This window comes from Acinetobacter sp. AOR12_HL, from assembly GCF_027855275.1.
Lineage (GTDB): Bacteria > Pseudomonadota > Gammaproteobacteria > Pseudomonadales > Moraxellaceae > Acinetobacter > Acinetobacter baumannii.
The window spans coordinates 142,696-166,598 of the sequence record NZ_JAKTIJ010000016.1 but is presented as its reverse complement, the minus strand read 5'-3'; the positions used below and the strand labels follow the sequence as shown (position 1 = coordinate 166,598).

The window sequence follows — 23,903 nt, the reverse complement described above, 5'->3', positions numbered from 1 at the left end:
TCTTGTATAAATACACTCTGTCTTAAAATGAACAGCTAGGTTTTTACATTAAGATCTGTTGTTATTAATGAATGGAATTTATATTAAATTTCTGACAAAAATTTTCTAATTAAAAACCAATATTTGATAGGAAAGGTAATGCCAGAGACTTCAATTCAACAAGAAACACAAAGTACGTGGGCAATATGTCGAGATCCTGTTTTATTGACTATGGTGGGCGGGGCAATTGATACCATTGGCTTTATCGCGTTATTTGGTTTTTTTACTGCGCATGTAACGGGTAACTTGGTATTGGCCGGGGCTGCGTTGGTGAAGGGTGGTGCAGGTTTATGGATTAAACTTGCGGCTATTCCATTGTTTATTGTGACGGTAGTTATTACCAAACTTTTAATTGACCGTAGTCAGACCAAACACAAAACGCTGTCTTATTTATTTTTATTTGAAGCTATTTTTCTCTTTGCTTTTATGGCTGCTGGGCTTTACTTTGAGCCATTTAAAAATGCCGATTCGATTACGGTTGCAATCACTGGTGGCCTCGGTTTAATTGCTTTGGCGATTCGTAATACATCAAGCAAAACCCTCATTAAAAATATTAGCCCAAGTACCATGATGACAGGTAACACTACCCAGCTTGGGATTGATATTGCTAACTTGCTTAAAAATAATAATGCTGCCAATCGGGCAAGTTTGCTTAAAAGTGCCAGTATTGTAATTGGCTTTGTTATAGGTGCTTTGATGGGGGCGGTACTCTATGTCTATTTTGACTTTTGGAGCGTAGCGCCCTTTATTTTACCTATCCTTTATTTTTCTTATTTGGCTTCCCAGCAGAAGTTTAAACAAGCTTAATAAAATAGACGGTCAATTTTATTATCTAAATAAAGTCCAATCGAAGCTGAGCCGAAATTGTTCAGGCACAGCTTTACAGGCATAATGATAGGTGGGGAAATACATTCGATAAAGGAATGCACAATGACAAAATCCGGCCCTTATTTAGTGCTTACAATAATGGGACTGCTGAGCGGTTGTCAGGTCATTCATTTAAAAGAAAGTAACTTAAGCAGCGCTTTAAAAAGTAAAAATGAAAGCATTTTGACCGACAATACTCTAAGTCATCAAACCCAAAACTTGCTGTATTTGGTCAAAGAAAGTGAAACGTCTTGTTTGCAAAACTTTAATGTCTGTTTAAGTAAAATTCAGGGGTTGTCTGAAAATAGCAGTCGAGAAGAACGCTATGCTGCGCTGAGTGAAATTTATTTGGCAAAAGCTTTAGATGTCGGGCGTAGTAGCCAGTGCAATGCCACTCTTAAAAGTAACAGTTGTGTTGAGCAAGAGCTTGCGTTGTTTGATAAAAGCTTGCGCTATAGCTATGTCTATTTGTTTGATTCTGAAGAGTCACCTTTTGATCGGGTATTTGACCATCGACAAAATCAGGTACGTATTTTTTATAACGTCGCCTTGTCGAAGCTCATGACCACGTATTTTAATCATTTAAATACGCTTCATTTCCCACCTTTACTGAAAGCAGATGGGCATGAGTACCACGTTAACTTTGATCATGCGGTAGATGTACAACATATTGAGGTCGATACCTTTCGCTCTAGCTATAACATGAACTTTTCAGGGTTTAATACCGTCAACCGTAAGGATGGTTTAGGTGCGGAATTTATTGTGGGACGTAAGGAGCATGATGTAAATCATGGTTTTATTTTAGACCCCGACGCTTTTTACGCTCACCAGAGTAATCCCAATATTCATTTACCACGTTTCTTTCCAGTCACGGCCATTGCCTACCCAAAACAGAAGGCCACAGCCGATCAGGTCATTGATGGGGCAGAGTTAGAAATTGCCATGTTTGACCCATACCGACAGGACCGTGTAAAAATTGAAGGTGTAGACTATCCACTGACTGCAAACTATTCGGCTCCTTATGGGCTGTGGCTATCGAAATATAATTTAGGTGCGGCAGGTTATTGGTCTTTAATTAATAAAGAAGCCAATTTAATCATGCCGCATTTATATATGCTGGAACCTTTTAACCCGAATAAGAAAATTATTGTGTTTGTTCATGGTTTGGCAAGCAGCCCAGAGGCATGGGTGAGCCTAACCAATGACATTATGGGTGATGCCGAATTAAGACAAAACTACCAAGTTTGGCAGGTGTTTTATTCAACCAATATGCCGATTTTTGAAAGTCGTTTTCAGATTTATTCTTTGCTGAATCAGGCTTTTCAAAACGTTGCTAAAGACAGTTATGCCGCACATGATGCCGTATTGGTTGGACATAGTATGGGCGGAGTGATTAGCCGCTTGCTAGTAAGCGATGCAGATGTTTCTGATTTAGCCATGCAAAAAATGAATGAAGCACAGTTAAAGCGTTTAAAAGAAAATCCGGTTATTCGTGAGCGTTTTCAGTTCAAAGATTTGCCCTATTTTAATCGAGTTGTTTTTGTTTCGGCGCCGCATCATGGTACTGACTATGCTGACCGATGGTTTACTCAAATTGCTCGCCGTATTATTCGCTTACCTGCCGACTTTTTTATTGCCGTTGAAATGAGAGATGAGAAAAATACCAAACTCAGAAAAGGCTTAATTGAAAATGGAGCGAGTAATTTAAGTCGCTCTTCTAACTTTATGCAGTTGACCCAAGCCATTCAGCCATCGTCCAACGTGGTCTATCACTCAATTATGGGCAACATAAATGGTACGACAGATAAGTCAAAAATGAGCGATGGGATTGTGCCGTATCAAAGTTCACATTTGGGTGGGGAGCAGTCGGAGCTGATTATTAAAGGTGGGCATTCGATTCAAACTAGCCCTGAGGCAATTTTAGAATTACGCCGTATTTTACGATTGCATTTAAAGCAGTCACAGCCTTCAAAATAGAATTTTTTGTTTTTAGAAAACCACTGCTGAAATAGCTCAACAGTGGTTGAAGTGATTAATTAAGCTGGTTTTTTTTTGAGCGATTTTTTATGCTCAAAGTAGCTGATTGAAAAAATAACCAAGCCCACCAAATACAACACACCAGACAACAACAGTAAGTCTAAACCTGCTGCATAGAGCAACCAAAGTGCATAGATTGAAGCGACACTTGCAATGGCAATATGCGGCGTGCGTTTGTGGCGAATAGATTCTTTAAGATAAAAAGCCGATACCAGAAAATAAGGTAGCAAAATCATTACCGATGAAATCAATAAAAGCTGAGTGTAGTTTTTATTAAAAAAATACACGGCAATCAAAGAACCTTGCACCACAATAGTAGTTAGCCATAGTGATGAAATCGGCACATTATTTTGGTTATTCTTTAAAAATAGTTTCGGGAAAGCACCATTTTTTGCAGCTAAATATGGAATTTCAGTGGCAAATAACGTCCAGCTTAAATAAGACGATGAAACTGAAATAATCAAGCCGATAGTAATAATGATGGTACCCGGTAGACCGATGAGTTGCTGCAAAATAGTCGCCATTGATGGGTTGTGCATGCCTGCAAGCGCTTCACGGCTCACCACACCATAAGCTAATACTGTGACCATGACGTAAAAACTTAATGCCAGCAACACACCTAAAATAGTCGCTTTACCAATGTCATGACGGTTTTTGGCACGTGATGATAAAACTACCGCACCTTCAATACCGGTAAATACCCAAAGGGTAATGAGCATTAGGTCTTTTACTTGCTGCCAAAGGGGAACTTTTAAAGAGAAGTCATTTAAGTTGAGTTTGAACAAATCAAACTTAAAGGCAATAAAAGTAAAGAAGATAAAGACCACCATTGGAATAATTTTGGCAATGGTTGCCAGTAAATTCACAATCGCAGCTTCCTTAATACCTCGGCTTACTAACCAGTGCACCAGCCATACAAAAATGCTTGATCCAATCAGTGAGTAGAGCGTATTACCTTCACCAAAAATAACGTGGTCTTTGCTGTCGGTAAACATGCCGACACCTGAAAAGGCAATCACTACATAACCGACAATACCAATGGTAGTACACAACCAGTAACCCCACGCCGAGCAAAACCCGATCAGGTCTCCAAAGCCTTCGCGTGCATAGTTATAAATACCGCCATCTAGATCTGGTCGTTGACGGGTTAAATGCAACAATGAGAGAGCCAAGAAAATAATGCCGACTCCGGTAATGAGCCATGCAACAAGAAGGGCAGAGCCGTTGGCAACTTGAGCCATATTTTGGGGGAGGCTAAATACGCCTGACCCCACCATAGAACTAAATACCAGCGCTGTAAGAGACAATAATCCGATTTTGGCAGCAGACATGGTATTTATTCTTTAAAAAATTGAGAAAGTTCAGCAATGTGTTCTGGTCCAATACCACAGCAACCGCCCACTAAACTTGCACCTGCTTGCTGCCATTGTTTGGCAAAAGCAAGATAAGCAGGAGCATCTAGGTCTTTACGAATTTCATCAAGGCCATCGTTAGCAGTAGCGCTTTCATCTTGCGGTGGGAAAGCGTTGGCATAAGCACCAATTTGCACAGACTCAGGAATGAGTCCTTTAATTTCATTAATTGCTTGCAAGATCACTTCAGGTTGGCAGCAGTTAAACAACACCGCTTTGGCATTTGATTGTTTGATGAAATCAGCCACTTGCTGCATATTTTCGCCTGAACGAAGGAGTGCTTGTTCTTGTTTAATTTCATCTTGCAGCGTAAATGACACCCAATAGTCTTTACCATCTTGTGGCAATAACGCATGGATTGTTTCAACTTCTTTTAAGCATGATTGAGTTTCAGCGAGCCAGAAATCTACTTCTGGTGCCAATGTGTTAATAATTGGCTCAGCAAGGTTTTTAGCCTGTTCCGGTTGGAACAAGTCGGCGCGGTAAGAACCAAATAATGGTGGTAAACAGCCTGCGATTTTGACATTTTTGCCGCTTTCTTTAACTGCATTTTTTGCTTGTTCAATCGCAACTTTAATTAAACGCACGCCATCAGTTTCAAAACGTTCTTGACCAATATGAAATGGCACAACCGCATAGTTATTGGTTGTAATGACTTCTGCACCAGCGTTGATAAAGTCGAGATGGACTTCTTTTACTGTTTCAGGTGCTTCAATGAGTGCAAGCGCAGACCACTCTGGTTGACGAAACGGAGCGCCACGGCGAGCCAATTCACGGCCTAAACCGCCATCTAAAATTTTCATAAATTACAACGTAAAGGGAGAAAAATAATTCAGCTAATCTAGCGTGTAGATGAATGCTATTCAATCGCTAATATGCTCGATATATTTCTAAATAAATTAGATTGTTATGAATATTTTTTCTTAAAAGGAATTCTGTAAATGCTGTTCAGTTTTACTGATGAACTTCATGTGAAAAAGAAAATAGATATTCATGAAGCATAAAAATTAAAAATAGTCTTATAGCGCGCCGTATTGCTGCCAGCTTTCACCAGTATGCTGTGTTTGATAATACGCTTTAAGTTGTTCAAGCTGCGTAAAATGTACGCCTGACCAAATCAATAAACTAATTAATATGAGTACTTTAGATAAACTACGAACTTTACTTACTTGAGTAAAAGCCAACACAACAAAAAATAGCGCAGGTAAAAATATAAAGAACTGGATAGGGGAGAAAAATAGATGAGCCGTGCTGAAATATAACGCGAGTGCGCTTATGAGCACATTTAAAACAGAACACAGTTTTTGATATTTACCGAGCTTAAAAGAATAGGCAGTAATGACAAATAACACGGCTGAGCTGACATAAATGGCTGTACCACCAATCATCCACATATAAAACCCGCTTAACAAAAGATAAGCCAGTAGCAAAACAAGCACGAGCTTAAAACAAAACGGTAAGAGGCGAGGTGATGATTTTAAAGGCGTCATGGCAAGTCTAAATATTTCAACAGAAGTCTTAAAAAACAAAAGGACGAATCGAAATTCATCCTTTTGATATTTTACTTATACATCGTCAAACTTAGTTTGCTTTTGCAACAGGGGCAGCAGCAGTTTCATCGTTTGCAGCTTTGAACGGAGATGTATAGTTCAAGCCAAGTGTAGAGCTTGTGTACTGACGAACTTTGTCGAGTAACACAGGGTCTTTGCTTAAGTCTTGTTTATAAGAAACCACAATTTCATGAAGCTTCTGGTTCCACTTACCTTCAGTTTGCTGAGGGAAAGCTTTTTCAAGCAAGTTAAGCATGATGTATGGAGAAGTCGAAGCACCCGGAGACGCACCTAACAATGCAGTTACAGCACCATCTTTAGACGCAAAGATTTCTGTACCGAATTGAAGCGTTGCAGGTTTACCCGGTTCTTTTTTGATGATCTGAACACGTTGACCACCTTGGCTTAAACGCCAGTCTTCAGCTTTCGCATCTGGGTAGTATTTACGAAGTTCATTGAGACGGTCTTCATCTGACATCATCACTTGGCTCACCAAATATTTAACAAGATCAAGGTTTTCCAAGCCAACAGTGGTCATTGGTAAAACATTGCTTTTGTTTGTTGAAGCAAGTAAGTCAAGTTGAGAACCGTTTTTCAGGAACTTGTTTGAATACGTTGCAAATGGTCCAAACAATACATATTTTTTACCGTCGATATAACGTGTATCAATATGTGGTACAGACATTGGAGGCGCACCAAGTTCCGCACGACCATATACTTTCGCTGTGTGCTGAGCAGTAATTGCTGGGTTGTCAGTAATTAAGAACTCACCACCTACAGGGAAGCCAGCATATTGTTTCGCTTCTGGTAAACCAGTAAGTTGCAATAATTTAACCGCTGCACCGCCTGCACCGATAAATACAAAACGCGTTTTAACGTGGTCTATTTTACCAGTTTTCAAATTTTTGAAAGACACCGTCCAAGTTTTGTCATCATTTTGGCTGATGCCAGTCACTTCAGTTGAAGTCTGTAATTTGAAGTTAGGGTTTTGGTTTAAGTGATTCACTAATTGTTTAGTGATTGAACCATAGTTCACGTCAGAACCAACTTCCATACGAGTCGCTGCAACTTTTTGAGTTGGATCACGATCGGTCATGACTAAAGGCGCCCATTGTTTAATTACAGCTGGGTCTTCAGTAAATTTCATGCCTTTGAAAAGCGGGCTTTGAATCATGGCAGCATAACGTTTTTCTAAGAATTTAACGTTATCGCCCCAAACGAAAGCAATGTGTGGAACTGGGTTAATGAATGTTTTTGGTTCAGCTAAAACGCCTTGTTTTACCTGATATGACCAGAACTGTTTAGCAACTTCGAACTGAGAAGCAACTTTTTCAGCTTTGGCAATTTCCATCTTACCGTTTTTCTCTTCGGTATAGTTCATTTCCATAAAGCCAGAGTGGCCTGTTCCGGCATTGTTAAAGCCGTTTGAACTTTCTTGAGCAACTTGGTCAAGACGCTCAAACATACGAATTTGCCAATTCGGTTCAAGCTCAGTGAAATAAGTACCGAGAGTGGCACTCATGATACCGCCGCCAACAAGAACAGCATCAACAACTGGCTCATCTTTTGCAGTTTGTACTTGTTTTGACGCAATCGGTCTAAACAAGAAAACAATACCCGCAATTAAAATAAGAATGATTAATACCAGAAGGTATTTCAAAAACTTTTTCATGTAAGGGGGACCTTAAAATAAGTTATTTGAGTCACTTAAGGTGTGAGGAAACCTAGACAGCGTATCCAGACAAAACGGATATAAATGCGAAAGTAAAATTCTCCAAAACAGAGAACTTTGAAAAAAGAAAAATTACTTGGGATTATCGCAAACACTCTATATTTTAGACTAATTTTGCATTGACAATACAATTTTTATAATAAATGGGTTCTATTAAAATCATAAATATGATTTATATTTGATCAAATTAAACTTTTATAAGATTATTTTTAGTTTTAATTTTATTGTAAGTAATTGAAAATAAATTAATAAAATAAATTTGGTTAAACTTAAGCCATTTGAAGGATATGCTTCGATAAAAATAGGTGAATTTTTAATTTATGACCTATTGATGTAATTAATATCCTTGCATGACCTTATTTTTCTGTCATACATACTTCTTATTAATATGAGTGCTATAAATAATAGATTAAGGGCATATTCCTGCATAAGAAATATGCCCTTTAAGATTTTATGATGCTACATAGAATGGTGCAGTCGAACGTGGTAACGCTTCGCGTCCACGAATTTGGTCTGCAATTTTCTCGGCAATCATAATGGTGGTTGCATTTAAGTTGCCGGTAATAATCAGCGGCATAATTGAGGCATCAACTACACGCAAACCATTCATACCGTGTACACGGCCTTGACCATCTACAACAGCCATTTCGTCTTCGCCCATCTTACAGCTACAAGACGGGTGGTAAGCTGTTTCTGCATGGTTACGAACAAAGTCATCAAGCTCTGCATCTGTCTGCAAATGTTTGCCCGGGCTAATTTCATCACCACGATATGGGTCAAGAGCAGGTTGATGCATGATTTCACGCGTGATACGGATTGCATCACGGAACTCACGCCAGTCTTGTTCAGTCGACATGTAGTTAAACAAGATACTTGGATGCGCAAACGGGTCTTTCGATTTAAGTTTGATACGACCGCGTGAAGGCGAACGCATTGAACCCACGTGTGCTTGGAAGCCATGTTCTTTTACTGCATTACTACCGTTGTAGTTAATAGCTACTGGCAAGAAGTGGTATTGAATGTTTGGCCACTTAAACTCATCCGAACTACGGATAAATCCACCCGCTTCAAACTGGTTACTTGCGCCAATACCTGTACCATTGAATAACCACTCGGCACCAATGGCAGGTTGGTTATACCATTTTAAAGCAGGGTATAAAGAAACGGGTTGCTTACATTTATACTGTAAGTACATTTCCAAGTGATCTTGCAAGTTTTCACCCACGCCTGGCAAATCATGAACCACATCAATGTCCATTGATTTTAAGAAGGTACTTTGACCTACACCTGAACGCTGTAAAATTTGCGGTGACGCAATTGCGCCTGCACAAAGTAATACTTCACGTTTAACCAAGGCACGTTGCAAGTTGTTTTGATCAGCACCAATAATATATTCAACACCAATTGCTTGCTTTTGATTAAACAAGATTTTGTTGGTCGTCGCGTGAGTTAAAATAGTGAGGTTTGGACGACCTTTTGCCATATCCAAATAACCACGTGCGGTACTTGAACGGCGGCCTTTAGGCGTAACCGTACGGTCCATTGGACCAAAACCTTCTTGCTGATAACCGTTTAAATCGTCAGTACGTGGGTAACCTGCTTGTACACCTGCTTCAACCATGGCATGGAACAGCACGTTGTTGCCATTTTTTGGTGTAGCCACTGATACAGGGCCGCTATCACCATGGTAGTCGTTGCCACCAATGTCACGAGTCTCGGCTTTTTTGTAGTAAGGCAAACAGTCGGCATAAGTCCAGTTTTCAAGGCCTTTATGGGTCGCCCATTGTTCTAAATCCATTGCGTTACCGCGGATATAGCACATACCATTAATTAAAGATGAGCCACCTAAGCCTTTACCACGACCACATTCCATACGACGGTTGTTCATGTGTGGCTCTGGGTCAGTTAAATAAGCCCAGTTATAGCGACGACCTTGAAGAGGGTAGGCCAAAGCTGCCGGCATTTGTGTACGGAAATCCAAGCGATAATCTGGTCCACCTGCTTCTAGCAGTAAAACGGTGGTATCTTTGTCTTCAGTAAGACGCGCAGCGAGTACATTTCCGGCAGATCCTGCGCCAATAATAATGTAATCATATTCTTTAATATTCATAACTATCCTTTTTTTACTAACAGTTTGCCTGAGCAATCTATAAAGACTGCTCGGCATATGTGATTTAGGTTGAAGGTTTTAGAGCGATTGAGGCATTAAAAAATGCTTTGATAATCGCCAAGTTCAACTTGAATAGATTTGATACGGGTATAGTGCCCAAGCGTGGTTAAGCCATTTTCGCGGCCCACACCAGATTGCTTGTAGCCACCGACTGGCATTTCGGCAGGTGATTCACCCCAAGTGTTAATCCAGCAAATACCAGCTTCAATTTGGTGAATAATGCGATGAGCGCGGCTAATATCTTGAGTGACCACACCGGCAGCTAAACCAAAGGTCGTGTCGTTGGCACGTTGAATCACTTCTTCTTCGGTTTCATAGCTTAAGATGCTCATGACAGGTCCAAAAATTTCTTCTTGAACAATCGCCATTTGGTCAGTGCAGTCGCTAAATACAGTCGGTAGTACATAAGCGCCTTTGGCAAGCTCGCCTTCGGTCGCACGACCGCCACCGATTAATACTTTAGCGCCTTGTTGTTTGCCTGACTCAATGAAAGACAATACTTTTTCCATATGAGGGAAGCTAGTGAGCGGGCCGAAGTTTGTGTCTTCAGCCATTGGGTCACCAATGCGAATACGTTTTACACGCTCTACAACCGCTTTTTCAAAGTCAGCTAAACGTGATTTTGGAACAAATACGCGCGTACCGTTGGTACATACTTGACCTGAACTAAAGAAGTTCGCCATAACCGCAATGTCTGCGGCACGGTTAAGGTCAGCATCTTCACAAATAATCAGTGGCGACTTCCCACCAAGCTCCATAGTCACTTCTTTTAGTGTAGAGCCAGCAGCACTTGCCATCACTTTTTTGCCAGTCTCTACGCCACCCGTGAATGAGATTTTTTCAATCACAGGATGTTCTGTGAGCCATTGACCAATTTCACGACCGGCACCTTGTACCACGTTAAATACGCCGTCTGGTAAACCAGCTTCTGTATAGATTTCTGCAAGTTTTAATGCAGTAAGTGGGGTTGTTTCGCTTGGCTTGAAAATCATGGCATTGCCGGCAGCAAGGGCAGGGGCAGATTTCCATAAAGCTATTTGAATTGGATAGTTCCAGGCACCAATACCTGCAACTACGCCTAAAGGTTCGCGGCGTGTATAAAAGAAACTTGATTCGCGAAGCGGAACTTGTTCGCCCTGAATAGCTGTTGCAAGTCCTGCGTAGTATTCGAGTACATCTGCACCAGTCACAATATCGACGGTAGATGTTTCGCTGTAAGCTTTACCTGTGTCGAGTGTTTCAAGACGGGCAAGCTCATCATTACGTTCACGGAGAATATCGACAGCACGGCGTAAAATACGTGAGCGCTCCATAGCGGTCATGGCTGCCCAGATTTTTTGTCCTTGTTGGGCACTTTTTACAGCAGCTTCAATATCTTGTTCAGATGCCTGTTGAAGAGTCGCGATAATTTCGCCGTTGGCAGGGTTAATACTATTAAATGTTTTACCACTGGTTGCTTCAACGTAGCGTCCATGGATATACAATTGATGAACTTGTACATCACTCATTTTGTCTCTCCTGCAAAGGCTTGTTCGCAAATTGCAATTGCGTTTTTACATAATCGTAAGCAATGGAACGGGCCAGTTCGCTGTCAAATTCATTGTGACGGCTTAAACTGCCACGTAGCCATAATCCATCAATCAATGCTGCCAGACCTCTTGCGGCAACACTGGCCTGTTGTTCATCCATTAACTTGAGAAAATAAAACTTCAAGTTGGAATACAGGCGTTGATCATTAATCTTTTGCAAACGGCTCAGGTCCGGTACATGCATGCTTGCAGACCAAAAGTCTAACCAGACCCGCATTGCTTTTTCATTTACCTGACTAATGTCAAAGTTAGAGTCAATAATTGCCTTAATCTGGCTTTCCGGATGCGAATCTGCTTCTGCTCTGTATTGTTCGGTTTTCCGACGTAAAACATTGAGCATTTCTTGCATACAGGTATTTATTAACCCCTGTTTGTCGCCAAAGTAATGGCTGACAATACCGGTCGACAACTCGGCTTTTTTTGCAATTTGTGCAATGGTGGTATTGGATAACCCCACTTCATAAATTACGTCGAGTGCAGCGTTCATAATCTCTTCACGGCGCACATGCTCTGGTTTTACTCTGCGTTTTGTCATGATTGTCCACATCAGCACTTTTACGGGTGCTTTAAATTCAGCATGTTAACTTGCAGAGCATCATAGCACTTTTTTTATCATACTTGTTATTGATTGAACGTTCAATCAATAACAAGTATGATGTGTAAAAATCAATGAATTTTTGAATCTTACTTCGGGGTAGAAGAGATAGAATCAGAAGTTCTTACGGATAGGATGATGCGCATAAGTCCGGTACTTATCACGTTATTTTGGAAAAAATACACCGATTGCAAGGAGCAATAAGATGGTGTTGAAAAGTGATGGATATTCTTCAGACCATATTCGGTTAAATCGTTTTGTATTTTGGAGTTCGGCAGTCAGTATCGGCATTTTTGGCCTATTATTTGTGCTGTTTCCAGAAAAAAGTCAGTTTTGGCTGACCTATGTGCAAGAGCAGGTAAACCACTTTTTCGGGTGGTATTACATGTTGGTGATTGTGCTGTGTTTAGGCTTTGTGGCTTGGCTTGCCTTCTCAAAAGTAGGACAGATTCCTTTAGGAAAAGACCACGACAAACCTGAGTTTGGTTATTTGGCTTGGACCTCAATGCTGTTTTCGGCAGGTATTGGTATCGCATTACTTTATTATGGTGTTGCTGAACCTGTTGACCATTTTCTAAGACCGCCAGAAGGTGAGGCAGGTACTATTCAGGCCGCCCGCAATGCCATGACCTATAGCTTTTTGCACTGGGGTATTCATGGCTGGGTGCTTTATGCCTTGCTGGGTGTGACATTAGGTTATTTTGCCTTTAGACAAGATTTACCACTCGCACTACGCTCGGCACTCTATCCAATTTTTGGAGAGCGAGTTCATGGTCTGGTAGGTGATTTTGTCGATGGCTTTGGTATTTTAGCAACCGTAATTTCTTTGGTGACCAACTTAGGTATTGGTGCTTTGGTATTGGTTTCAGGCATTTGTTATTTAATTCCTGAAATTCCTGATAACTCTGCAACTTTAATTACTGCAGTTTTAATCATGATGTTTGTGGCGACAGTCACTACAGTGGTCGGGATTGAAAAAGGCTTGGCATGGTTATCACGGATTAATTTACGTTTGCTCTATGCCTTACTCTTATTTGTATTTTTAACAGGACCGACGAACCATTTGTTAAATGGTCTTGTGCAAAATACGGGCGATTACCTTAATAATTTTATGGGTAAAAGTTTTGATATGTATTTATACAACCAAAAAGCCAGTGGCTGGTTGGGTTCATGGACTGTGTTTTATTGGGCATGGTGGATTGCTTGGGCACCTTTTGTAGGAATGTTTATTGCCCGCATTTCCAAAGGCCGAACTATTCGAGAAGTGGTTTTGGGTGTATGTCTCATTCCATTAGGTTTTACCTTGGCTTGGATCTCGATTTTTGGAAATACTGCAATTCATTTAATTCTCAATCAAAAACAGAAAGTTTTAGGTGATATGGTTTTAAGTGACCCTGCGTTGTCATTATTCAAATTACTCGAATATCTCCCGTTTAATCCGTATATTGCCGGGATTGTTGTTGTAATTTGTTTCGTTTTATTTTTGACACCGGTTGGGTCTGGTACACTAATGATCGCCAATTTGTCCTCGAAAGGGGGCACCAGTGATAGTGATTCACCGATCTGGTTACGCATCTTTTGGTCTGTGGTCATTACCATTGTAAGTATCGGCTTATTATTAGCAGGTAGTTTTAACTCCATGCAAAGTGCAGTGGTGTTATGTGGTTTACCATTTTCTGTGATTATTTTGCTTTATATGTTTGGTCTAGCCAAAGCCCTAAAGCAAGATGATTTTGACCCGAATGTTGCGAAAAAGCAGTTAGCTATTTCAAAAGACATTTCTATTCCATCGAATTGTGACCAGAACAAAGTGACCGAGGTTTTATAACCTTGGTTCATCACATTTATTTATATTTTTTGCGTTCAAAGCAGTCTTTTCATTATTGTTAAATAGTGAAAAGACTAAATTGAATATTTTATTTTTCTTCTATTCCTTGAGGATTGTATGGCAACAGATAATCCAAGAGCAGTTGATGATTTAACATTATCTAAATCTAAAAAAGACCCGCTTAACCGTGTGGTTTTTTATATTTCAGCTCTAATCATTTTAATCTTTTCTCTCGTTACTTTTTTATTTAACGATTTCGCAAATCGAACCATTAACACCGTCCTTGCGTGGGTAACTTCAACCTTTGGCTGGTACTATTTACTGGCTGCAACGCTGTATATGGTGTTTGTAATTTTCATTGCCTGTTCACGCTATGGTGAGATTAAACTTGGCCCTAAACATTCAAAGCCTGAGTTTAGTTTACTGAGTTGGTCTGCCATGCTGTTTTCGGCAGGTATTGGTATCGATTTAATGTTCTTCTCGGTGGCCGAGCCATTATCTCATTATATGCAGCCGCCTATCGGCGTAGGTCAGACCTATGAAGCGGCACGCCAAAGTATGGTGTGGACGCTGTTTCACTATGGTTTGACCGGATGGTGTATGTATGCCTTGATTGGCATGGCCCTTGGTTATTTCAGTTATCGCTATAACTTGCCGCTTACCATTCGTTCTGCACTTTACCCAATTTTTGGGAACAGAATTAATGGGGCCATCGGCCATAGTGTAGATACTGCTGCCGTCATCGGGACAATTTTTGGTATTGCGACCACCTGCGGAATTGGCGTGGTACAGCTGAACTATGGTTTACATGTTTTATTAGGACTGCCAGAGAATATCTGGATGCAGTTTGCACTCATTGCTATTGCAGTCGGTATTAGTATTATTTCAGTGACATCTGGGGTGAATAAAGGCCTTCGGATTTTGTCTGAAATCAATATTTATGTATCGATTGGTCTTTTACTGTTTATTTTGTTCTTGGGCAATACCGAGTTTTTACTCAATGCGCTAGTACAAAATATTGGTGATTATTTAACTCGCTTCCCAACCTTAGCCTTACAAAGTTTTGCTTTTGAGCAACCTAAAGATTGGATGAGCAGTTGGACCTTGTTCTTCTGGGCATGGTGGATTGCTTGGTCGCCATTTGTAGGTTTGTTCTTGGCCCGTATTTCTAGAGGCCGTACTATTCGTGAGTTTGTGTGCGGGACTTTAATTATTCCTCTGTTATTTACCTTAACGTGGTTATCCATTTTTGGTAATAGTGCATTGCACAGTGTTATTTTTGAAGGCAACCAGACTTTAGCTGCAACGGTATTATCTAATCCGGCACATGGTTTTTATGACCTGTTAGCGCAGTACCCGGGTTTTACCTTTATTGCTTCAGTCGCAACAGTGACGGGCCTTTTATTCTATGTGACTTCTGCCGATTCGGGGGCATTGGTTTTAGGTAACTTCACGACCAAGCTTACCCATATTGATAATGATGCGCCGCGTTGGTTAAGCGTGTTCTGGGCAATTGCCATTGGGTTATTAACACTCGCTATGCTGATGACCAACGGGATTACCGCTTTGCAGAATGCAACCATTATTATGGGACTGCCGTTTAGTTTCGTGATGTTCCTTGTCATGGCGGGGCTTTATAAGTCGCTCAGGCTTGAAGACTATAGGCATGCCAGTCGAAGTATGAACGCGGCACCTGTGGTGGGTAACGTCGATATTCTCAATTGGAAACAGCGTTTGACTCGGGTTATGCATCATCCGGGAACGACTGAAACCAGACGAATGCTCGATACCGTTTGCAAACCTGCCGTTCAAGCTGTTGCCGATGAACTCATTAAGCAAGGTATGAACGTAGATGTGCAACAAACACCACTTGAAGATGAAGAGGCGCTATATCACCTCGATATCACTATTCATTTGGAAGAAGAGCAAAACTTCGTTTATCAGATTTGGCCTGTCCGTTATAGCGCGCCTAACTTTAGTCAGCGTGTAAAACGAGGCAAACAGTTCTATTACCGTCTCGAAACCTATCTTTATGAAGGTTCTCAAGACAACGACCTTGTTGGTTACAGTAAAGAACAGGTTATTAATGACATTTTAGATAAATATGAAAGACATATGACGTTCTTGCATATTAATCGTATTAGCCCTGGGAACCGTCCATTATTCCCAGATCCACAAGCTTAAGGGGAATATGCATGGTTTCACCATATCTGCATTCTTTTGCTTTATTTTTCTCTTTGCTCAATCCTTTTTTAATGAGCATTTATATGATTGGCCTCATCCGCCATTCAGAAACCAAGGTATTTAACAAAGCTTTAATTCAGGGGAGTTTGATTGCTTATATCGTCTTTATGCTGTTTGCATGGGGCGGTGAAGCAATCTTTAGTAAATACCTGAATGTACGCTTTGAGGCTTTCCAGATTTTTGGTGGTCTTATCTTTTTGGTGATTGGTTACCGCTATGTGTTTCAGGGTGCAGATACCATTGGTGAAATGCGCGGTGCACCAGAACATTTGGCTGGCACCATCGCTATGCCTTTTATGATTGGGCCGGGTACCATTAGTGCAGCTGTGGTGACAGGTATTGAAATGTCGATTGGTGCTGCGGCACTTGTGATCGGGTTTACCATGTTTTTAACATGCAGTATTTTGATCCTGATGAAATTTTCACATGATCATTTGCGTTACAAACATGCAAAATACATCGATCGCTATTTCGATATTGTCGGGCGTTTATCTGCTTTATTAATCGGTACGATTGCTGTTGATATGATTATTAATGGCGTTACCGGACTGATCCATAAAGTATAGCGAACCTCATATAAAACGATGCTATGTCATTTAAAATGGAACAAAATGGCATAGCATCTTTTGATTATTTTTGACCGCTCAATAACTGTTTATTTAAGAAAAACTAAAAAATTATCAAAAATAATAGCTTAAAAAATATTCGTTCAAAAAAAGAATTAACAATATTAAAAAATACGATGCTATGTTGTGGATTTAAGCATGTTTTTTTTGTGAATTATCAACCATAATGTTTTCTGAGCTTGTTTGAGACAGAGTTGAGTCATGCCTACATTAGATGAAATGACAACCGTAACTGACGATCAGTCAGAATTAACCATGTCAGTTTTAATGACACCGGACATGGCAAATTTTTCAGGTAATGTTCATGGTGGAACAATTCTAAAGTTGCTAGACCAAGTGGCCTATGCTTGTGCAAGTCGTTATTCAGGCAGCTATGTCGTAACGTTGTCTGTAGACAAAGTAAATTTTAAAGAACCTATTTATGTAGGTGAACTCGTTACATTTTTAGCGAGTGTGAACCATGTGGGACGTACTTCAATGGAAGTGGGTATCCGTGTGGAAGCTCAAAATATTCAAAAGCGTACCGTTCGTCATACCAATAGCTGTTATTTCACTATGGTTGCGGTTGATGAGCATGGTAAACCACGCGAAGTGCCTAAATTAAATTTAGATACCGAGTGGAAACGTTGCCGATTTGAAGCGGCTGAACATCGTAAGGTGTTGCGTCTACAAGAGAATCATAACCCTTCTTGCAGCATGTATAAGAAAACTTCTTAAAAAAAAGATCGAACCGCAGCATGGTTCGATCTTTTTTCTTCACCGAAATTTAACGTCCTGTTTCGTTTCAGTAAAATTATCTCTGAGCTTGGAGGAGAGTGCAGAGATAATTAACGAGTTGCAGGAGCAGCTTCAGAAGCAGAACCTACAGCGTCAGAAGCAGCATTTGCAGTGTTTGCTTGCTCTTGAGTTGAAACAACAACTTTTTCTTCACCAGCAGTGTTATGTGCTTGGTCGTGCTTAGAAGCAGCGAAAGTTGAAGCAGCAGTTAAAGCTAGTGTAGTAGCGAGTAAAGTTTTAGCTAATTTCATTTTATGGCATCCTTAAATTCATTAAAAAATAAATCAAACCTAATCGTTCTGACCTACATAGAACATATAGGGCTGAATGATTAAGCTAGGACACATGCTAAGCCGAGCTTGGGATTACATCAATTAACTTAACAATCTATTACGCCTATCTTAACAATATGAAATATAACGTCCGTTTATGTGCGTCTACTGTAAAATTAAAGCGCTACTTGAGCGCTAAAAATGTGAAAGAATATTTCGTATTGAGTAAAAAAAAAGCAAGTTAGTTACGTAAACAAAACACTCTGGCATGAATTGTGAATGTCCTTAAATAGGATATTTCGTTTAATTATTATTTTTCTAAAGTTAATTTAGATAATTGATGAGATGCACGTCACATATTTGGTGGTTTAGCCTGATAATTGAAAAGTATATCTTCAAAGTGAAAAATTATTTTCATGCTACTTAAACAGTGATATACCTTTCTTAGTTTTTAAACCTTGTTGATTTGAGCCGCTTGTGAAACTGATTGCCCAAAAAACTGTTCCTACCCATATTATTTCAGGGTTTTTAGGGGCAGGGAAAACGACATTATTGCAACATTTATTAAGTCAGAAACCGAAAGATGAAGTGTGGGCTGTCTTAATGAATGAATTTGGGCAAATCGGAGTCGATCAACAACTCCTACCTCAAGATCAAGGTTATGCAGTCAAAGAACTATTGGGCGGCTGTTTATGTTGTAGTAGCCAACTTCCTATGCATATTGCTTTGGCTCGCTTGTTAAGTGAACAAAAGCCAGACCGACTCTTTATTGAACCTACAGGGCTTGGACACCCTTCGCAATTATTTGATCAGTTAACGGAACCACATTGGCAAAACAGCTTAGCTATGCGTGCACTAGTGACTGTGGTTGATGGTAGTTGTTTGCATGACACCAATTGGGTCAAGCAAAACCTATATGAAGACCAATTAAAAGCTGCACAGATTGTGGTGGTTTCTCATGCCGATACCATGACTTTTGAAGATGAACAGGCACTTGTTGAGCTTAAAGAAGAATACCAACCTTATCAGCAACAATGGCTAAAGACTGAACATGGTCAACTTGAACTGGCGCAAATTGATGTGCCTGCGCGTTTAACTGCACGCTCTATACAGCCTTTACTCAAGCTGCAAAAGCAAATGACTGAAGCCGAAGTTGCAAAAGAAATTCACCAACTGCCTTATCATTATGTCGAGTCGGCGCAGGGTTATATGGTCGCGGGTTGGAAATTTCCTAAGCGTTGGAAATTTGAGTTTTATGCTTTGCTCGATGTGTTGTGTGCTCAACAAGACTGGCTACGTATTAAGGGAATTTTTAATACAGATCAGGGATGGAAAACCTTTAACTTTAATCCTGAGCAGTTTAACTATAAGTCTGGTGAAGAGGGCATTGATAACCGCATTGAAATGATTAGCCAACATGAACATGACTGGCTGGCATTTGAAACTGAACTATTAGCTTGCAGAATTGAACAATAGAGAACATTGAAGTACTTCAATATTCTCTATGAGAGATTTAATTTTTTATATTAAGTACTTGTTTCGCTTGTGCATGATCGATGTCTTTTTCCCAATGGGCAATGACTACGGTCGCTACACAGTTACCAATTAAGTTGGTGCAGGCACGGATAATTCCGATAAACCAGTCTACAGATAGTAAAAGTACCAAACCAATTGCAGGTAAACTTGGAATTACAGAAAGTGTTGCAGCAAGAATCACTAAGGCTGACCCCGGAATGCCGTGTGCACCTTTCGATGTAATAAGCGAAACTAATAAAATAGCCAGTAAGTCGTGCATGGAGAGATTAATATTGCAGGCCTGTGCAATAAAGATCACGCCTAATGTTAAATAAATTGAAAAGCCGTCTAAATTAAAAGAATAACCGGTAGGAATAACCAGACCGACTGTTGAATCTTTAATTCCCAAGTTTTTAAGCTTTTTCATGATTTGGGGTAAAACGGAATCAGAAGAGGCTGTCCCTAAAACAATAGCGAGTTCATCTTTAAAATAGCCGACAAATTTAAAGATATTCAGTCCGGTGAGTTTTAAAATTGAACCCAAAATAATGACAACAAATAAAATGCAAGTCGCATAAAAGAGTAAAACTAAATAACCGAGTTGCAGGAGTGAATCTAATCCAAATTTTGCAGTGGTATAAGCAACTGAACCAAATACACCAATCGGTGCCAAGCGAATAATGAGTCCCATAATTTTAAAGAAGACTTCCGAAAAAGCTTCAAGCGCTTGACGGACCAACTCTGCTAAATGTTTAGGAATTAACAGTAGGGAAACGCCAAATAAAATAGCGATGAGTAAAACTTGTAAAATATCGCCGTTAGCAAAAGCGGCAGTAAATGTTTTCGGAATAATATTAAGTAAAAACTCTGAACCTGTATGCATGTCATGAGCACGTTCAGTATAGGTACTTAAATCTTTAGCATCTAAATGAGTAATATCGATATTCATACCGACGCCCGGTTTAAAGACATAAGCAACAATAATTCCCAAAATTAAAGCAATACTCGTGACCACTTCAAAATAAAGAATCGTTTTTGCACCGACTTTGCCCATTTTTTTAATATCGTTTGCACCATAGATTCCCAGTACCACTACACAGAATACAATCGGGGCAATCAACATTTTAATGAGGGAAATAAAACCATCACCAAGAGGTTTTAAAGCTAGGGAGAAATCATGAAAAGCAAGACCTACTGCAATACCGAGGAAGAGAGCGCAGAGGACTTGTAGGAATAAACTACGTTTAAGTTTTTGCCACATAAGTCATCAAATCAAGAGAGGAATACAACCCCTTTCAAGCAAAAAGCCCGCCAACTTTGAAAGTGGTTAGATGTTTTGAAATAAGATGCAAATGGAGAGGATAAGAAGTTTTACATTACTGAGTTTTTTCTATAATTTTTTAATTAAAATCGAGTATTCTTAGCGCCAAATTTTTGGACATATTAACTATGGCGCTTAAAGCAACAATTTATAAAGCAGATCTGAATATTGCCAATATGGATGACCATATTTATGGCGATTATCAACTGACGCTTGCCTTACATCCTTCTGAAACTTTAGAACGATTAATGGTTCGTGTCATGGCTTTTGCACGTTTCGCAAGTGATAGCCTTGAGTTTACCAAAGACCTTTTTGAAACCGATGAGCCTGCACTTTGGCAAAAAGACTTAACAGGACAGTTAGAAACCTGGATTGAAGTTGGTTTACCGTCTGAAGATAAAGTGAAAAAAGCCAGTGCCCGTTGTAAAACTGTGGCAATTGTCGCTTATGGTTCACAAGTTGAAGATTGGTGGAAGAGAAACAGTAAAATTAAAACATTGAGTAATGTTCAAGTTTGGCAGCTAGCACCTGAAAGTACAGCAGAGTTAGAGCAGCTTTGTGAGCGTACCATGCAGCTTCAGTTAAATGTTATGGACAACGAATGGACTTTGTTAAGTGACAAGGGCCAAGCGAATGTCGTGTGGACCCAATTACAGTAAAACTGAAAAGCGCAACAAATTTTACAAATTCACTTGCTAGACTAAAGATCAAGTCTGAGCTGTGAAATTAAACGAACGGGAATATTATGATCACTGAATTAGAAATTATCGATTTAAAAGTAGGCGAAGGTAAAGAAGCGGTTAAAGGTGCCTTAATTACGACTCACTATACAGGTTGGTTAGAAGACGGCACTAAATTCGACTCTTCCCTTGACCGCGGAAATTATTTCGAGTGTGTTATTGGTACAGGCCGTGTGATTAAAGGTTGGGACCAAGGCATTATGGGAATGAAAGTTGGCGGAAAACGTAAACTTATGGTTCCTGCTCATTTGGCTTATGGCGAACGCAAAATGGGTAAAATTATTCCGGCAAACTCAAATTTGATTTTTGAAATTGAATTATTTGATGTAAAAACTCGCGATGATTGAAATCAAACCGTTTAGAGCTCGACTTTATCTATAAGCTTTAAATATAAATATATTCGATATTTATATTTTAGCTTTTTAAATATTTAAGATTATTTTCAGTTTATTTAATTATAAAGGTGAACTGAAAAACTGTTCTGTTAGGGCAGTTTGAACTTAAGGACTAAATAAATGTGAATTTTAGTTCTTAAGTTTAAATTTCACACAAATAATCTATATTGCTATTGAGACGCTATTTCATGATTACCCGCTTTGCATCTCCTTTGTTGAACCTCACGCTTGGCTTGGCTCTAGCAGGCTTGTCAGGTATGGCATTAGCTAATCCACCTAAAATAGATGCTTCAACACTTACGGTCATTGGGTATCATGAAATTACCGATACTAAAAATGCCTTAATTCCTCAATATGCGGTCACCACTCAACAATTTACTGAGCATGTCGATTGGTTGCAAAAAAATGGCTTCCATTTTATTACCGTAGACCAGTTGATCCGTGCTCATCAGGGCAAGGCGGCACTTCCAACCAAGCCAGTTTTATTAACTGTAGATGATGGTTATCAGTCTTTCTACCAAAATGCATATCCTGTTATTAAAGCTAAAAAAATCCCAGTGGTACTTGCGGTAGTGGGTTCATGGTTAGAGCCAAAAGCAGGGCAGAAAGTCGATTTTTCGGGTGAAGAAATTCCACGTGATAAAATCTTAAGCTGGGGTGAGCTCAAAGAAATGCAAGATAGCGGGTTTGTTGAAATCGCAAGCCATAGCTATCATTTACACCGCGGTATTACAGGCAACCCGCAAGGGAACTCTGAACCGGCGGCAACGACACGTTTTTATGATGTAAAAACTAAAACTTATGAAAATGACAGCCAATATCAGGCTCGTATTTATAATGATTTAAAAAAGAATAATCAGCTACTTAAAGAGCATGGTATACGTTCACCACGTATTATGGTGTGGCCATATGGTCGCTATAATATGCAAACGGTCCAAATTGCTAAAAAGCTTGGTATGCCAATTACCATCACGCTTGATGATGGCGCAGATCATGCGAAACAATCTCTACAAAATATGAGCCGTATTTTGGTAGAGGGCGGAATGAGTACTAATGATTTGGCTCAAGAGATTAAGAACCGTGAATTAAACTTAACGGATAACAACCGTCCGCAAAAAATCATGCATATTGATCTCGACTATATTTATGATCCGGATCCGCAACAACAAGAACGAAATTTAGGTCACTTGTTAGATCGAATTAATGCGATGGGTGTAAATACAGTTTATTTGCAGGCATTTTCAGATCCGGATGCTAATGGCTCTGCCGATATGGTATATTTCCCGAACCGTCATATCCCAATGCGTGCGGACTTGTTTAACCGCGTAGCATGGCAAATTCAAACCCGTACGCCTGTAAGTCGTATTTATGCTTGGATGCCTCTATTGGCCTGGGAATTACCAAAAACTGATCCGGTATCAAAAGATTTAGTCGTGACAGAGCAGGCAAAAGCTGGTGAACACTTAAATATGGGGTATATCCGTTTAAGTCCGTTCTCACCTCAGGCACGCCAAACTATTCGTGAGATTTATCAAGATTTGGCCAAGTCAGCATCTTTCAATGGAATTTTATTCCATGACGATGTCACATTATCTGACTATGAAGATGCAAGCCCAGATGCATTAAAAGCTTATGCGAAACAAGGCTTACCAACAGATTTGGCAAAAATCCGTGAAAACGATCAAGATTTGCAAAAATGGACTGCATATAAGACAAAATATCTAGATGATTTTGCAATGCAACTTGTTGAAGACGTGCGACAATATGAACCGTTCTTGCTTACAGCTCGTAACTTATACGCGCAAGTTGCCTTAAAACCATATGCGGAAAACTGGTATTCACAATCGCTTGAAGAGTCATTAAGACGTTATGATTTTACGGCTATTATGGCAATGCCTTATATGGAGCAGGTCGATAACGCCGATCAATTTTATAAAGACATGATTGATCGCGTGAAAAAATATCCAAACGGCATTAAGAAAACAGTTTTTGAGCTACAAGCAACAAACTGGCGTAACAACGAAAAGGTACCGTCAACTGAAATGGCAGCAACAATTCACTCACTCTATCAGCAAGGTGCAATGCACGTTGCATACTATCCAGATGACCCAATCAAAGATCATCCGGACGTGAACGTGATGCATAAAGCATTTGCTGAAAAATCATCTCGTCTTGTGCCATAGGCGAGGCTGAA

Annotated in this window: 18 protein-coding genes and 1 pseudogene; 10 read left to right on the top strand and 9 right to left on the bottom strand. The window is 39.8% G+C overall.

The genetic code is table 11. The features are described from left to right. Positions 1–138: 138 nt before the first annotated feature. The gene (locus tag MKL36_RS07240; RefSeq protein ID WP_001115353.1) at positions 139–846 is read left to right on the top strand and encodes a YoaK family protein; all 708 of its coding nucleotides are present in this window, start codon (positions 139–141) and stop codon (positions 844–846) included. 123 nt (positions 847–969) lie between these two features. Further along, positions 970–2,883 carry a lipase family alpha/beta hydrolase gene (locus MKL36_RS07235; RefSeq protein WP_021511412.1) on the top strand — a complete coding sequence of 638 codons (1,914 nt, stop codon included), beginning with the start codon at positions 970–972 and terminating at the stop codon, positions 2,881–2,883. A gap of 55 nt (positions 2,884–2,938) precedes the next feature. Here the strand turns inward: MKL36_RS07235 and MKL36_RS07230 are convergent. The 7 genes and pseudogenes from MKL36_RS07230 to betI all read right to left on the bottom strand — a co-directional run bounded on the left by MKL36_RS07230 (position 2,939) and on the right by betI (position 11,931). Then, a pseudogene (locus MKL36_RS07230) lies at positions 2,939–4,274 on the bottom strand (basic amino acid/polyamine antiporter). Positions 4,275–4,279: 5 nt separating this feature from the next. Further along, entirely contained in the window at positions 4,280–5,158 is an 879-nt protein-coding gene (locus MKL36_RS07225; protein WP_021511414.1) for a homocysteine S-methyltransferase family protein, read from the bottom strand. 216 nt (positions 5,159–5,374) lie between these two features. After that, positions 5,375–5,845, bottom strand: a complete 471-nt coding sequence (locus tag MKL36_RS07220; RefSeq protein WP_021511415.1) for a hypothetical protein — start codon at positions 5,843–5,845, stop codon at positions 5,375–5,377. Positions 5,846–5,936: 91 nt separating this feature from the next. Beyond that, entirely contained in the window at positions 5,937–7,577 is a 1,641-nt protein-coding gene (gene mqo, locus MKL36_RS07215; protein WP_021511416.1) for a malate dehydrogenase (quinone), read from the bottom strand. Between the two features lie 511 nt (positions 7,578–8,088). Further along, positions 8,089–9,747 (bottom strand): choline dehydrogenase, encoded by a 1,659-nt coding sequence (betA, locus tag MKL36_RS07210; RefSeq protein ID WP_001021934.1) that lies wholly within the window; start codon positions 9,745–9,747, stop codon positions 8,089–8,091. Positions 9,748–9,842: 95 nt separating this feature from the next. Next, positions 9,843–11,315 carry a betaine-aldehyde dehydrogenase gene (gene betB, locus MKL36_RS07205; RefSeq protein WP_001286303.1) on the bottom strand — a complete coding sequence of 491 codons (1,473 nt, stop codon included), beginning with the start codon at positions 11,313–11,315 and terminating at the stop codon, positions 9,843–9,845. Further along, the gene (gene betI / locus MKL36_RS07200; protein ID WP_000166965.1) at positions 11,308–11,931 is read right to left on the bottom strand and encodes a transcriptional regulator BetI; all 624 of its coding nucleotides are present in this window, start codon (positions 11,929–11,931) and stop codon (positions 11,308–11,310) included. Before betI ends, betB begins: the two co-directional genes overlap by 8 nt. Before the next feature lie 265 nt (positions 11,932–12,196). On the opposite strand from betI, the gene MKL36_RS07195 reads away from it, so the two are divergent. From MKL36_RS07195 to MKL36_RS07180, 4 genes are all read left to right on the top strand, one after another. Continuing rightward, complete coding sequence (locus MKL36_RS07195; RefSeq protein ID WP_000243373.1) at positions 12,197–13,819, top strand: BCCT family transporter; 1,623 nt, start codon at positions 12,197–12,199, stop codon at positions 13,817–13,819. Positions 13,820–13,936: 117 nt separating this feature from the next. After that, entirely contained in the window at positions 13,937–16,003 is a 2,067-nt protein-coding gene (locus tag MKL36_RS07190; protein ID WP_000179780.1) for a choline transporter, read from the top strand. An 11-nt stretch (positions 16,004–16,014) separates the two neighbouring features. After that, positions 16,015–16,629, top strand: coding sequence for a MarC family protein (locus MKL36_RS07185; protein WP_000254582.1), 615 nt, complete (start codon positions 16,015–16,017; stop codon positions 16,627–16,629). Positions 16,630–16,890: 261 nt separating this feature from the next. Continuing rightward, positions 16,891–17,406, top strand: a complete 516-nt coding sequence (locus MKL36_RS07180; RefSeq protein ID WP_001142469.1) for an acyl-CoA thioesterase — start codon at positions 16,891–16,893, stop codon at positions 17,404–17,406. Positions 17,407–17,516: 110 nt separating this feature from the next. Here the strand turns inward: MKL36_RS07180 and MKL36_RS07175 are convergent, their stop codons facing one another. Continuing rightward, the gene (locus tag MKL36_RS07175) at positions 17,517–17,717 is read right to left on the bottom strand and encodes a hypothetical protein (protein ID WP_000761577.1); all 201 of its coding nucleotides are present in this window, start codon (positions 17,715–17,717) and stop codon (positions 17,517–17,519) included. A 498-nt stretch (positions 17,718–18,215) separates the two neighbouring features. Here MKL36_RS07175 and MKL36_RS07170 point away from each other — a divergent pair, with 498 nt between their 5' ends. Next, positions 18,216–19,214: a CobW family GTP-binding protein gene (locus MKL36_RS07170; protein WP_021511417.1), complete on the top strand. Its 999-nt coding sequence runs from the start codon at positions 18,216–18,218 to the stop codon at positions 19,212–19,214. 37 nt (positions 19,215–19,251) lie between these two features. On the opposite strand, the gene dctA is transcribed toward MKL36_RS07170, so the two are convergent. Continuing rightward, on the bottom strand, positions 19,252–20,514 hold the full coding sequence (gene dctA / locus MKL36_RS07165) for a C4-dicarboxylate transporter DctA (RefSeq protein WP_000267735.1): 1,263 nt from the start codon (positions 20,512–20,514) through the stop codon (positions 19,252–19,254). Positions 20,515–20,702: 188 nt separating this feature from the next. On the opposite strand from dctA, the gene MKL36_RS07160 reads away from it, so the two are divergent. From MKL36_RS07160 to pgaB, 3 genes are all read left to right on the top strand, one after another. After that, positions 20,703–21,233, top strand: a complete 531-nt coding sequence (locus MKL36_RS07160; RefSeq protein ID WP_001185269.1) for a YaeQ family protein — start codon at positions 20,703–20,705, stop codon at positions 21,231–21,233. 86 nt (positions 21,234–21,319) lie between these two features. Then, the gene (locus MKL36_RS07155) at positions 21,320–21,661 is read left to right on the top strand and encodes an FKBP-type peptidyl-prolyl cis-trans isomerase (protein WP_000627259.1); all 342 of its coding nucleotides are present in this window, start codon (positions 21,320–21,322) and stop codon (positions 21,659–21,661) included. Positions 21,662–21,897: 236 nt separating this feature from the next. Beyond that, the gene (pgaB, locus tag MKL36_RS07150) at positions 21,898–23,892 is read left to right on the top strand and encodes a poly-beta-1,6-N-acetyl-D-glucosamine N-deacetylase PgaB (RefSeq protein ID WP_000632825.1); all 1,995 of its coding nucleotides are present in this window, start codon (positions 21,898–21,900) and stop codon (positions 23,890–23,892) included. Positions 23,893–23,903: the final 11 nt, after the last annotated feature.

Coding starts and splice junctions, on each gene's coding strand:
- MKL36_RS07155 (WP_000627259.1), top strand. CDS start 21,320: ATGATCACTGAATTAGAAATTATCGATTTAAAAGTAGGCGAAGGTAAA.
- MKL36_RS07180 (WP_001142469.1), top strand. CDS start 16,891: ATGCCTACATTAGATGAAATGACAACCGTAACTGACGATCAGTCAGAA.
- MKL36_RS07160 (WP_001185269.1), top strand. CDS start 20,703: ATGGCGCTTAAAGCAACAATTTATAAAGCAGATCTGAATATTGCCAAT.
- pgaB (WP_000632825.1), top strand. CDS start 21,898: ATGATTACCCGCTTTGCATCTCCTTTGTTGAACCTCACGCTTGGCTTG.
- MKL36_RS07220 (WP_021511415.1), bottom strand. CDS start 5,845: ATGACGCCTTTAAAATCATCACCTCGCCTCTTACCGTTTTGTTTTAAG.
- MKL36_RS07195 (WP_000243373.1), top strand. CDS start 12,197: ATGGTGTTGAAAAGTGATGGATATTCTTCAGACCATATTCGGTTAAAT.
- mqo (WP_021511416.1), bottom strand. CDS start 7,577: ATGAAAAAGTTTTTGAAATACCTTCTGGTATTAATCATTCTTATTTTA.
- MKL36_RS07190 (WP_000179780.1), top strand. CDS start 13,937: ATGGCAACAGATAATCCAAGAGCAGTTGATGATTTAACATTATCTAAA.
- MKL36_RS07225 (WP_021511414.1), bottom strand. CDS start 5,158: ATGAAAATTTTAGATGGCGGTTTAGGCCGTGAATTGGCTCGCCGTGGC.
- betA (WP_001021934.1), bottom strand. CDS start 9,747: ATGAATATTAAAGAATATGATTACATTATTATTGGCGCAGGATCTGCC.
- MKL36_RS07185 (WP_000254582.1), top strand. CDS start 16,015: ATGGTTTCACCATATCTGCATTCTTTTGCTTTATTTTTCTCTTTGCTC.
- betB (WP_001286303.1), bottom strand. CDS start 11,315: ATGAGTGATGTACAAGTTCATCAATTGTATATCCATGGACGCTACGTT.
- MKL36_RS07240 (WP_001115353.1), top strand. CDS start 139: ATGCCAGAGACTTCAATTCAACAAGAAACACAAAGTACGTGGGCAATA.
- MKL36_RS07235 (WP_021511412.1), top strand. CDS start 970: ATGACAAAATCCGGCCCTTATTTAGTGCTTACAATAATGGGACTGCTG.
- betI (WP_000166965.1), bottom strand. CDS start 11,931: ATGACAAAACGCAGAGTAAAACCAGAGCATGTGCGCCGTGAAGAGATT.
- dctA (WP_000267735.1), bottom strand. CDS start 20,514: ATGTGGCAAAAACTTAAACGTAGTTTATTCCTACAAGTCCTCTGCGCT.
- MKL36_RS07175 (WP_000761577.1), bottom strand. CDS start 17,717: ATGAAATTAGCTAAAACTTTACTCGCTACTACACTAGCTTTAACTGCT.